We start from the raw sequence: 12,681 nt of genomic DNA, 5'->3' as shown, positions 1-12,681 counted from the left end.
TTAAATTTTACATCCATGCATTTAATATTAATATAATACATTTGTTGATTTAAAAAATTAATTCCATAATTAAGCGAAAACTTTTAATATATAATAAAAATATAATATGGTCGGAAAATACTTTCCTCCATTAGTAGGGGTGAGAACGTGAAAAAGACATGGATAATTTTGCTCTCACTACTTTTGGTATCATCAATCTTTTTAGCCGGCTGTACTGAAAAATCAGGCACAACGAACACTTCAACTACAACAACAAGCGAACCTACCCAAAATGAAAATGTAATAAAAGTTGGAGTTTTAACAGATCTCTCTGGACCTCTGTCATCTGACGGAACAGATATTGCAAACACCCTAAAAGTGGCTCAGAATGATATAAACAACTACTTTAAAGAAAAAGGAATTCCTTACTCAATTAAAGTTTATATTGAAGATACCCAAAGCAATCCTTCAATCTGCTTACAGAAAGTTCAATCTTTCAACGCAATGGGTATAAACTTAATTATTGGCCCTACATCAAGTGCAGAAGTTAAAAACATAAAGGACTATATTAACTCCAATGGAATGATCATAATCTCTCCAAGTTCAACAGCTCCTCCTCAGATGCTTGGATTCACAAGTCCAGAACAGAAAAAATACGTATTTAGATTCGTTCCAACAGACAACTTCCAAGCAAAAGCAATTGCTGGAGAGATAAAGGACATGGGAATAAAGAATGTGGTTGTTATATACAGAGGAGATGCATGGGGTAGAGGTTTAGAAACCGCAGCAGTCCAAAATCTGAAAAAAGAGGGAATAACTGTAATAGGAGAAGTTGAATATCCAAGTACACCAGAGCCATCAGATTGGAGCCCATACATACAGATGCTTGAAAATAAAATATCTGGAAAAGATCCAAAAACAACCGCAGTTTTAGCAATCGGATTTGATGAAATTGCAACCTTGTTATCTCAAATAAGCGATAATTCTCCATTATTAAATGTCAAATGGTTTGGATCTGATGGAATTGTAGATAGTGAGAAGGTCGTTAGTGAAGCAAAAGACAAGGCAGAAAAAGTTGGGCTATATTCAACTGAGTTCTATGGAGTAAGTGATGAAGCAAAAAAATTGGCAGAGGAATACGAAAAAATGGGATATGGTAAAAGACCAAGACAATACGCTTTAATTGCTTACGATTCCATCTGGGTTGGAGCTATTTCCTACGCTCAGATGTTGAATGAGACAGGAGGAAAATACAACGCAGATCTCTTATCAAAACTAATAAAAGAAAACACTGTCAAATACTCAGAAGGACAATTCGGAGTTAAACCCGTTACCGGAGATATATACTTAAACGAGTGGAACGATAGGGCAAGTGGAAACTATGGAATTCACGCAGTAACGAAGGATGGATGGAAGTTAGTTGGAATCTGGGACTATAAAACAGGGCAGATAAAGTGGCTGAAATAACCTAATCCCAAAACTTTAAATAACTCTTTTTAAAACTTTTAAATTGGTTTTTTGTTTAATCATATTTTTAATATTTATCATTTTTTTGAGGGATAAGATGGAGATTTTGAGAACAGATAATATTGTAAAATATTTTGGGGAATTTAAGGCGTTAGATGGGGTTTCAATAAGTGTAAATGAAGGGGATATAACTTTGATTATAGGGCCAAATGGAAGCGGTAAGTCAACACTGATCAATGTAATCACTGGATTTTTAAAGGCGGACGAGGGAAAGGTTTACTTTGCAAATAAAGATATAACAAACAAAGAGCCAGAGGAACTCTATCATTATGGATTAGTTAGAACTTTTCAAACGCCCCAACCTTTAAAAGAGATGACTGTGTTGGAAAACCTCTTAATAGGAGATATAAATCCAGGAGAAAAGCCAACGACTGCTTTATTTTATAAAAAATGGATTCCAAAAGAGGAGGAAATGGTAGAGAAGGCCTTCAAGATATTGAAGTTTTTGAAATTATCTCATCTCTATGATAGAAAAGCAGGGGAGTTAAGTGGAGGTCAGATGAAACTTGTTGAGATTGGGAGGGCTTTAATGACCAATCCTAAAATGATCGTTATGGATGAGCCAATAGCAGGGGTTGCCCCGGGTTTAGCCCACGATATATTTAATCATGTTCTTGAATTAAAAGCAAGAGGGATAACATTTTTAATTGTTGAGCATAGGTTAGATATTGTTTTAAAATATATAGATCATTTATACGTTATGTTTAACGGGCAGATCATTGCAGAAGGTAGAGGAGAAGAGGAGATCAAAAAAGTCCTCTCAGATCCTAAGGTTGTTGAGATCTACATTGGAGATTAGCGAGTTTTTGAGTGCTGATAAATTTTAAAATTTCTTAACTATTCGCAAATTCTACTTTTAATAAATTTTGAACACATTAAACGATTATGGGCTGGTGATGGTTTATGATAAAAATAAAAAATTTAAACGCAGGGTATGGAAAACTGCAAATATTGTTTGATGTGAACGCAAAAGTGGAAAAGGGTAAAATAACAACTGTTGTCGGTCCGAATGGAAGTGGAAAATCAACGTTTCTAAAAACACTATTTGGATTAACTAACATATACTCTGGAGAGATAATTTTCAATAATAAAAATATCGCTTATGTTCCACCACATCAAAAGGCAAGAATGAAAATTGCTTATTTGCCACAAACAAATAATGTTTTTGCAGATCTAACCGTTGAGGAAAATCTAAAAATTGCTGGATATGTTTTAGATAAGGATAAAGTCAGAGAGAGAATAGAAATTGCTTTAAATGTATTTCCCGAGCTTAAAGACATTCTAAAAAGAAAAGCAGGAACGTTGAGTGGAGGGCAAAGACAATTTTTAGCAATGGGAATGGCATTGGTAAGAGATGCTGAGGTTTTGATGTTAGATGAACCAACTGCACAACTTTCTCCAAAACTTGCAGAAGTGATATTTGGAAAAATCGTTGAAATGAGGGATGAGTTTGGCCTTACAATCTTACTTGTTGAACAGAATGCAAAGAGAGCATTAGAGATCAGCGACAATGGGTATATGTTTGTTAGCGGAAAAGTGGCATTTGAAGGAACGGCTGAGGAACTCTTAAATCATGAGAAGTTTAAGGAATATTCGTTAGGAATAACTGCCCTTTAAAATTTAAAATTCAGATTGGTCTGTAAAGTAATATAATATTAACTATATTTAATCGATTACTATCAGTTTGGCAATTTTTATCAAAAATTGATTTTGTAGGGTGAGAAGCATGATCATAGAAGGAGCGATTATATATTCTAACCTTTTGGTTTTATTGGCACTTGGTTTAACTCTAACATATATAACCACAAATGTCCCAAACTTTGCTCAGGGAAGTTATGCGATAGTTGGAAGTTATGTGGCATTAACACTATTAAAATTGTTTGGAATATGTCCATACTTATCTCTACCTGTTTTATTTATTGTTGGAGCAATTGTTGGTTTACTAACCTACTTAGCTTTAAAACCTCTTATAAAAAGAAATGCATCTGTTGAGATGTTGATGATTGCAACTTTGGCTATTGATTTAATATTACTTGGAGTTATTGGGGCATACTCCGAAGTTCTAAGTCAAATTGTTGGATCTACACAGGCAAAATTTGTCTTTGCTAATTTGGATTTTTCAATTTTTGGATTTAGAGGAATACTATTTGTGTCAACGTTAGTTGTTATTCTCTTACTTTTTGGACTGTATCTCCTCCTCTACAAAACAAAGTTTGGTATTGCATTAAGGGCATCGATGGAAAATCCTTCACTGGCTCAAACCATGGGAATTGATGTAGAAAAAACAAGATTATTCTCTTGGATACTATCAGGAGCATTAGCGGGAGTTGCAGGAGGACTATTGCCTTTTATGCAAGAAATAGTTCCAGCCACAGGAGACCTTATCATAATCTCAATATTTGCTGCGAGTATAGTTGGAGGGCTTAGACATATAAGTGGAGCTTTAATAGGGGGCTACATAATTGGAATATCCGAGAGCTTGATAACATATTATTTAGCAATGGCATTCGGAGCTGGATTCTTAGTTTATGGAAAAGTTGTTTCGCTAATAATAATGATTGCAACCTTATTAATTGCTCCATATGGAATTACCGGTGTAGATTGGAAAAAAGTAAGAAAAAGATTACTCTCCCAGTAGTTATAATCAATATCGATAATTATTAATGAATATAATATAAAAACTAAATTCAACAAAAAGAGGTGAAAATTATGAGTTTCGACATCATCTCAATGATTCTTCTATGGTTTGGGCTTTACTATATTGTCTCATTATCTTTAAATATGGAATTTGGATATGCAGGAATTCCAAACTTTGGTAAAGCCCTCTCTGTTTTAGTAGGAGCGATCGCTGTAGGAGGAATATTGGATCGACTTTTAATGTTATATTTTAAAACAAGTGGAGATTTTATCACAGGAAGCACGTATGCAACATCAGCAATAAACACTATAATCGCTTCCCATCCGATTGTAGGGATAGGAATACTTATCTTAGCCATTATCTTAGCATCAATACTTGGGCTTATTGTTGGAGCGATATTTATTCTCCCAAGTGCCAAATTGAAAGAGGATTATTTGGGTATAACACTACTCGCAATAAGTGAGGCAGTATTTTTAATCTGCACATACAACTTGAATATAATTGGTGGTTATTATGGTATCTCAACCCCCGATATTTTAGCATTTGTATCTGGAGAGTATAGGGGCTAGGTATTTGCAGGGATCGTTTTAATAATTGCGTTTTTGGTATTCCTATTCTTTGAAAGGTTGTTAAATACTCCATTCGGAAGGGTTTTAAGGGCAATGAGAGAAAATGAAAATACTGTAAGGGCATTTGGAAGAAACATAATGATGTTGAGAATAAAAACAATGGCAATCGGATCCGCAATAGGTGCAATAGCAGGTGTCCTCTACTCTTTATATACAGTTAATATTATTGCAAATGCATTCACAAGAGTGGACTGGACATTCTTTCCTTTTCTAATGGTTCTACTTGGAGGAAAGGGGAATAACAAAGGAGTAGCGTTAGGGGTTTTATGCTATGTTATTATTAAAGTGTTATTAGATATTTACAAGTATAATATAAAATATGCCCTAAATATTCCATTCGAGCCCGTATGGTTGTCCTATATGCTCTTTGGAGTATTGATGCTCCTCATCCTATACTACAAACCATCTGGATTGATTCCAGAGAAACCAATACTAACTCCTCCAATGAAAAAGAAAATTGCAGAAATTAAACAATAATTCCCCCACTCCTTTTATTTGTTCAAGGACTGAAATTTTGAAGGTCAACACATTAAAATATAAAAATTAAAATATAAAATAGAGTATGAGTAATACACTTTAAATATACAATAAAACATATCGAAAGAATATTTTGTATATTCTGTTTTAGTCATAATTAATATTTCCAAAAAACTTCAAAACAACTTTTTTATAATAAACCTTTTTATTATAAAATCATTTAATCTTTTTTAAATCGAGGTGAAAGTATGATTAGAGGAAGAGTTCATAAGTTTGGGGATGATGTTGATACTGATGCAATAATCCCAGGACCTTATTTAAGAACAACTGATCCTTATGAATTAGCGAGATATTGTATGTATGGAATTGATAAAGAGTTTTCAAAAAAGGTTAAAGAGGGAGATGTCATTGTTGCGGGGGAAAACTTTGGTTGTGGTTCAAGTAGAGAACAGGCGGTTATAGCAATAAAGTATTGTGGCATTAAAGCAGTTATAGCAAAAAGTTTTGCAAGGATATTTTATAGAAATGCGATAAACATTGGACTATTTCCAATAATCGCAAATACAGACGAATTAGAAGACAATGATATAGTTGAAATCGACTTAGATAATGAAGAAATCAAGATCTTAAATAAAAACAAAACAATAAAATGTAAAACTCCGAAAGGTATAGAAAAAGAAATACTAAAAGCTGAAGGGTTGATAAATTACTTAAAAAAATCAAAAAATAAAATTAAATAATCAAAAAACATTAAAAGAAATGATTTAACTCCCCCTATGCTTTATTTCCCATATAAAAAATCTCTGGGGTATAAATTTCATGATCGATAGCGGGATTAATAATGTCATTATTATAGTTATCATAACTCCAATATGTAAATATAAACATCAGCCATAATAAATTTAGTATAAAATCATAAGATTTAATCCTTCTTCAAGTTAAATCTCGGAAATTACAACGGTGAAAATATGATGATGTTAGAATTAAACGGGCTTCATGCAGGGTTGAGATTTTCTTCAGCCCATATTGTCTTTGGACATCCAAGTTGTGGAGTAATACACGGACACTCATATTATGTAGACGTTAGAATATTTGGAGAAAGATGCGGAGAGTTTAATTTCGTGTGCGATTTTAAAACCATTAAAACGGTTGTAAAAGAGATCTGTGAAAAATTAGACCACAAACTCATCCTTCCAAAAAATCACGAAAAAGTTTACTACGAATTAAAAGATAAAACCTTATACTTTAAATATAAGTATAAAGAATACACTATTCCTGTTGAGGATGTTATCCTTTTGCCTATCCCATCCACAACTGCTGAGGACTTGGCTAAGTATTTTACCAATGAAATTTCAAAAAAATTAAAAAACCTCGGTTTTTCAAATATTATCTGGATAGAGGTCTCTATCAACGAAGGAATAGGGCAAGGTGCTTGTTATAGGAAATATTTAAAAGAATATACAGAAGAGAGGTGAGATGATGGAAAATATTTTAGAAAAAGTTAAGGCGAGATCAGAAATTCCAGTTTATGAAAAATCAATTGAAAATGTATTATCTTCAATATTAACAAGTGAAGATTTTTGGAAAATCGTAGATCTCAGTGAAGAGCCCCTACCTCTCGTTTCCGATATAATTAGAGTGTTGGAAGAAGAAGGTATTGTAAGTATCGATGAGGGAATAAAATTAACTGAAAAAGGAAATAAACTTGTAAAGGAATATGGAATTGGAAAAAGAGAAGAAAGTATCTGTGAATGCTGTGAGGGCAGAGGTGTTTCTTTAAAAAATTATCAAGATATACTTGAAAAATTTAAAGAGATCGTTAAAAATAGACCAATGCCAAAACACGAATATGATCAGGGGTTTGTAACGGCTGAGTGCACAATCTCAAGAATTGCTCTAATGAACTCAAGAGGAGATCTATTCAATAAAGATGTTCTCGTTTTAGGAGACGATGATCTAACAAGTATTGCTTTGATGCTTTCAAAACTTCCTAAAAAGATTGTTGTTGTGGATATTGACGATAGATTAATCTCTTTTATAAAAGACGTTGCTAAACAACTAAACTATGAAAATATAGAGGTTATAACATTAGATTTAAGAAAACCACTTCCGGATAAATACAGCAAGGCATTTGACACATTTATAACAGATCCTCCAGAAACCGTATATGCGATAAAAACATTTATTGGTAGAGGGATTTCTGCATTAAAAGGAGAGAGAAGGGCTGGCTACTTTGGAATCACAAGGAGAGAGAGTTCATTAGACAAATGGAGAGAAATTCAAAGAACTTTAATAAATGAGTTTAATGTTGTTATAACCGATATAATAAGAAACTTTAATCATTACGTAAATTGGGGCTATGAAGAAGAAACAAGAGCATGGGATCTTTCTCCAATAAAGAAAAAACCAGAGGATATTTGGTATAAATCATACATGTTCAGAATAGAAACACTTAAAGATAGTAGAGGTTTCGAAGAAGAGGTAGAGATTGGAGATGAACTATACAACGATGCTGAGAGCTCTACAACATAAAACATCTACTATTTTTTATTAATTTATTTTAATTTAATTTCTTTTTTTATTTTCTATTTTTCATCTTTTATCTTTTTTATATTTATATTTTTTATTTGTTTTTAGTTATTCCGTTTTTTGCAATTATTTTATTTTGATTTAGATTTATTCTACTTCTTTTTCCATTATTTTGTCTATTTTTTATTTATTTATTAAATTTTACTTCGAAATCTTTCAACATTCGATAAAAAGAACTTTAAAAAAATTTAAAAACATCAGAGAGTAAGATCTTAATTAGGGTAATTATCTCTCCAAACGATTCAAAAAAGGAGGTATAAAAATGAAAAAAGTTGTATATATCTTTATATTTTTGTTGTTATTGACTTTTGGAGTTGGTTTAGCGTATCATAAGTACAGTGAAGCATACACTCATAAACTCAAACCTATAATGCCAAATAAAACAAATAATAATGAAAATAACAAAAATGAGACAATAAACGCAGTCAATAACACAAAAGATAAAGTTTCCATCTCAGCCAAGACATACCAAAAGATCCTCGGCGTGGGAATTGATGTTGACTGGATGTCATTTCCAAGAGTGCATAGATATTATTTCTACTGGCGTTCAAAAGGAGTTTCTGTTCCAGAATATTTTAAAGAAGAGGGCTTTTCCAACGTTAGGATTAGAGTAAGTCAAGATGTCATTTCAAATAAAACCGCTCTAACTCAGCTAAAAGAGATCGTTAACGACTGTCTTAAAGTAGGCCTTATTCCGATAATAACATACACCGCCCCAGAACTTAGGAATAATCCAACAAGCATAGAGGCCCAAGATCACTTTGTAATGTGGTGGAAAACAGTAGCAGAGTGTTTTAAAGGTAGTTCTTACTTGCTATCTTATGATCTTCTAATAGAATCCAGTGGAAAAATAAAAGATCATCCAGAAGTATTAAACAAAGTTTATAACAGAACAATATCTGAAATAAGAAAAATAGATCCCAAGAGAATTATTATAATAACTCCTGCTCATGTTTCTAAACCATCTTATTTAAAATATTTAAACGTATCTAATGATGGGTATATTCTTGCAGAGTGGCACATCTATGCTGGAGGACCAAAACATGGCACGTATAATGCAACATACATAAATGAATCAATAGAATTAGCATTAAACTGGTCTAACAAAACCAGAATCCCAACATGGGTGGGGGCTTGGAGACCATACTGGATCTCTAAAAAAGATAAGGAGATTCAATCATCGATAGATGAGGACATTAAATTTTCAAAATTTATGGTGCAGTCCTTAAAAAAGGTAGGAATTCCATATGATATTAACGCAGACAGCGGATTTTTCAATATAGAAAACCTATCTTGGATTAAAAGCAGGGAAGTGCTTTTAAACATCATACTTGAAAAAGGAAACGATACAATTTTTATAGATAATGAGAGTTTATAGAATTAGAGAGGGAATAAATATATTTCCGTCCATTGAACCTTTCTTTTATCAATCCACAAAATATTAACTTGTGCAATTCTTCGTAAAACTCTTTTGGAGATATTCCTCTTTCTCTTGCAATTTCTAAAAATTTTCCTTTTCCAATAATACTCTTATACTCTCTTAAAATATCTACCAATTTACTTTTAATTTCAAAGTCAATTTCTTTTAAGATTTTATGTATCTTCTTTTTAACATCGTCATTTTCTTTTAAATGTTTTATATTCTCCCTTGGAGCATAGAGAGCAATATTCCATAGTTGGATCTCTGCCATTTTCAAACTTCTGGCTATTGGAGAAACCTCATCCAATCTTCTAATTTCCTCCTTAGAAACAATATAAACATTATGCTCCTCCATTTTTGGAATTGAGCAAATATCTAAAAACACATCACAACCAAAATGATTATAAAATTTTTCCTCCAATTGCAAAACTTGATTCTCATCCAAGTTAGCAAAGATCCACCTCTCTACAGGAGTTAAGTCAGAATACCCATAGGTTATAAGATTCTTATAAAGATCTCTCCTATCTATTTTCTCCATTAAGTAATTTTCTGACATTCTAAGAAAAGAAACAAGGGAAATATCATCCATAAGGGATAAATCTTCAACATTAAGATTTTTTTCTAAAATTTCTTTCATAACGGCTCTTTTCATCATCGTATCTGCAATCCTAACCGTAGGATGCATGTAAACGGCTGAATACATCTGATGCCTTGCCACCAATAATGACTCAATTGCCTGAATTCCCTTCTTTAACACCCCAATCTTAACCTTATTAAAACTTTTAAAAGTTGTTAACCCCCTTAAAATCCTTGGCAAGTCGATCATTCCATAGGCAGTTCCGGTATGATAACTATCTCTCAACAGATAATCCATCCTATCCGCATCAACATCCCCAGATATTATTTTCCCTTCTAAGTTTTTTTTATTTAATGTTTTAATTACCTCACTACTTGAAAAATTAACAAGATCCATCTTTTTTATCTTTCTTTTTCCAAAATATTCATGATCATATCCAAAGATCTCCAAGGTATGGGAAAAAGGTGGGTGTCCAATATCGTGAAGTAGAGCAGATATTCTTGCGAGTTTTTTGTCTGCATTTATCTTCTCTGCTATTTTAGAGGAGATAAACATAGTCCCCAACGAATGCTCAAATCTTGTATGATTTGCAGAGGGGTAAACTAAATACGTTAAACCCGTCTGTTTTATGTTTCTTAATCTCTGAATTTCACTACTATCTATAACTTCCAACTCGTAATCTTCTAAATATATATCCTTATGAATAGAATCCCTGATCACCTTCATCGTCTCCGACCTATATTAGTTGTTTTTAATATTGTTTATTGATGTTATTCATTAATTTAACTATGTTATTATAATGAATTGCGTTTTTCTTTCTTATTTTTATTTTTATTTTGTTTTTTCAGAAAATTTAAAAAAAATTAAATTAAAGAAACCTTCGCTGAACAGTTATGGTTAAAATATATTTATACCTTGCCCCTTCAAAATTTAATAAAAACTCCATTTCAAAAAATTTAAATTTATGGTTGGGAGTAAATAAAAGATAAAGGTAATAAAGAAAAACAAATATAGTAAAAAATAAAAAAAATAAAATGATAGAATAATGATCAAATAAAAAATCATTTCAAAATTTTAAAAACTTAAAAACGCCCTAATGATGAAAGTTACCCCCACTGACCTTATCGGGATGAAGAAATCGGCACTGGCTGAGGGGCATTTTTATTTCCTTACGCTGAGATTCTATTTTCCTATCCTCATATAAATTTTAATTTGCATAAAATATATTAGAATTTCTATTTTATTTTTTAAATTTTTTAAATAGGATTTCGTTAGTTTATTAACCTCCTATAATTATTAATTATTATTAACTACCCACAAATATTAAGTTATAAACAATCCATTCAACTAAAATTCATAAAAATTTAAATTTACAAAAGATTGTGTATAAATGCCCATAAATACGCGAAGGGATAACCCATGTTAATCGATGAGATAATAAAAATACTACAAAACAAGAACAAATTTTTAAACACAGCCCTACTGACTAAAAGCAACAAAAACAAGGTATACTACGCTGTAAAACAGCCAGATGGTAATATAAAAGTAGTTTTACCTTTTTTCTTCCAAAATGAAAAGTTTTTAAAACTTAAAGAGTATAGTGATGGAATAGAAGGAGCTACACAAAGAGTTATTGAAGAAATAAAAAAAGAAATGATAAAAAAGAAACGATTCCTCCCATTAGCAGGATACTTTGGTAGAATATATAAAGCATTATATGAGCCCCTAACCGTAGTAAACTGCGACTTAAATATAGGATACGATCTTTGGAAAGTAGATAAATACAACTACATAAAAGAGGATAAAATATACCTAATGCTTAGAATGATATTTAAAGAAAAAGAACCCTCAGAGATCGTTAGTAAAATTAATGAACTCTGCAATGATCTAAACGCATTTATTAAAAAAATAGAAATAGACATACTAATAGAAGAAGCTAAAAATATAATAAACCAGAAATATTTAAGAGATAAATTAGATGACCTCAATTTAGTTTGTTTTATTGCAAATAATTCAAAACCAGCAAGAAAATACACAGAAGTTAGGAGACATTACAGAATAGCAGGACCTAAAGAAGTTAACATACCATTTGAATGTCCAAAAGAACTCGAACCAATAAAAGTAGAGCTAAAATTTGGAAAAAAAGTAGAAGGACTTGGAATAAAACGAAAAGAGATATTTATAATCACTGGAAGAAATGCACAAGGAAAGACAACACTACTACAAGCGATAGATAGCGGAAGAGACGATCATTTAATAGGAGACGGAAGAGAATTCATAATAACTACAAAAAGCTTATCAAAAGCATCAACTGGAAGTATGGAAATGAGCGGGCAAGATATAAGTTTATTCTTTCAAAAACTACCTCCTGGAATTAAAGGTTCTCCTAAAGCGGTCTATGGAACTGCATCGGGCTCAATGTATATGGCATATCAAATTCAAAGGGCAATAACAAACAAAACCAAACTAATTTTAATAGATGAAGACAATTCAGCAGTTAATTTATTAGTTAGCGGAGTTTTAAGTAAGTGGTTTGAAGGTGTTAAATCCTTAGCAGAGATCATTATGGAAGACAGAGAAAAATTAGGAGAAAGTGCTTTTATCATAGTCACAAGTTCATTAGACCTATTAACTGCCTTAGGAGATAGAGCAATATACTTAGAAGACCACAAAGCCAAATATTTGGATTTGGACTATTTTAGGGAAGAATTGGGAAGATATTATTTGGAGTTGGCTTCCAAATTTATAAAAGTTAAAAACGATAAAAGAAAATAAAAAATCAAACCAAAATAAAAATCTTACTAAATTAAACTAAATTAAAAACAATATTAAAAATAATAACAAA

10 protein-coding genes and 1 pseudogene are annotated in these 12,681 nt (G+C 31.7%); 10 read left to right on the top strand and 1 reads right to left on the bottom strand.

The window, feature by feature from the left end:
* The first annotated feature begins 147 nt into the window (after nucleotides 1–147).
* The 9 genes and pseudogenes from METVU_RS03345 (at nucleotide 148) to METVU_RS03305 (ending at nucleotide 9,217) form a co-directional block, all read left to right on the top strand.
* Nucleotides 148–1,446, top strand: a complete 1,299-nt coding sequence (locus tag METVU_RS03345; protein WP_015732761.1) for an ABC transporter substrate-binding protein — start codon at nucleotides 148–150, stop codon at nucleotides 1,444–1,446.
* Nucleotides 1,447–1,543: 97 nt separating this feature from the next.
* A complete protein-coding gene (locus METVU_RS03340) occupies nucleotides 1,544–2,305 on the top strand; it encodes an ABC transporter ATP-binding protein (protein ID WP_015732760.1) in 762 nt (253 codons plus the stop codon).
* Between the two features lie 104 nt (nucleotides 2,306–2,409).
* Nucleotides 2,410–3,123, top strand: a complete 714-nt coding sequence (locus METVU_RS03335) for a branched-chain amino acid ABC transporter ATP-binding protein (protein ID WP_015732759.1) — start codon at nucleotides 2,410–2,412, stop codon at nucleotides 3,121–3,123.
* A 109-nt stretch (nucleotides 3,124–3,232) separates the two neighbouring features.
* On the top strand, nucleotides 3,233–4,144 hold the full coding sequence (locus tag METVU_RS03330) for a branched-chain amino acid ABC transporter permease (protein ID WP_015732758.1): 912 nt from the start codon (nucleotides 3,233–3,235) through the stop codon (nucleotides 4,142–4,144).
* Nucleotides 4,145–4,215: 71 nt separating this feature from the next.
* Nucleotides 4,216–5,250, top strand: a pseudogene (locus tag METVU_RS03325) (branched-chain amino acid ABC transporter permease).
* 248 nt (nucleotides 5,251–5,498) lie between these two features.
* Entirely contained in the window at nucleotides 5,499–5,990 is a 492-nt protein-coding gene (hacB, locus tag METVU_RS03320; protein WP_015732757.1) for a homoaconitase small subunit, read from the top strand.
* Nucleotides 5,991–6,221: 231 nt separating this feature from the next.
* Nucleotides 6,222–6,725 carry a 6-carboxytetrahydropterin synthase gene (locus METVU_RS03315; RefSeq protein ID WP_048197011.1) on the top strand — a complete coding sequence of 168 codons (504 nt, stop codon included), beginning with the start codon at nucleotides 6,222–6,224 and terminating at the stop codon, nucleotides 6,723–6,725.
* A 4-nt stretch (nucleotides 6,726–6,729) separates the two neighbouring features.
* Nucleotides 6,730–7,782: a bis-aminopropyl spermidine synthase family protein gene (locus tag METVU_RS03310; protein WP_015732755.1), complete on the top strand. Its 1,053-nt coding sequence runs from the start codon at nucleotides 6,730–6,732 to the stop codon at nucleotides 7,780–7,782.
* A gap of 319 nt (nucleotides 7,783–8,101) precedes the next feature.
* Nucleotides 8,102–9,217: a glycoside hydrolase family 5 protein gene (locus METVU_RS03305; RefSeq protein WP_015732754.1), complete on the top strand. Its 1,116-nt coding sequence runs from the start codon at nucleotides 8,102–8,104 to the stop codon at nucleotides 9,215–9,217.
* Here METVU_RS03305 and METVU_RS03300 read toward each other — a convergent pair.
* Entirely contained in the window at nucleotides 9,195–10,562 is a 1,368-nt protein-coding gene (locus tag METVU_RS03300) for an HD domain-containing protein (protein ID WP_015732753.1), read from the bottom strand. The two genes, METVU_RS03305 and METVU_RS03300, sit on opposite strands and share 23 nt — an antisense overlap.
* 693 nt (nucleotides 10,563–11,255) lie before the next feature.
* Here METVU_RS03300 and METVU_RS03295 point away from each other — a divergent pair.
* A complete protein-coding gene (locus METVU_RS03295; protein ID WP_015732752.1) occupies nucleotides 11,256–12,611 on the top strand; it encodes a P-loop domain-containing protein in 1,356 nt (451 codons plus the stop codon).
* Nucleotides 12,612–12,681: the final 70 nt, after the last annotated feature.

Source organism: Methanocaldococcus vulcanius M7 (assembly GCF_000024625.1).
Classification (GTDB): domain Archaea; phylum AGJL01; class Methanococci; order Methanococcales; family Methanocaldococcaceae; genus Methanocaldococcus; species Methanocaldococcus vulcanius.
Note: the sequence above shows the minus strand (reverse complement) of the source record. Positions and strands in the feature narration are given on the sequence as shown.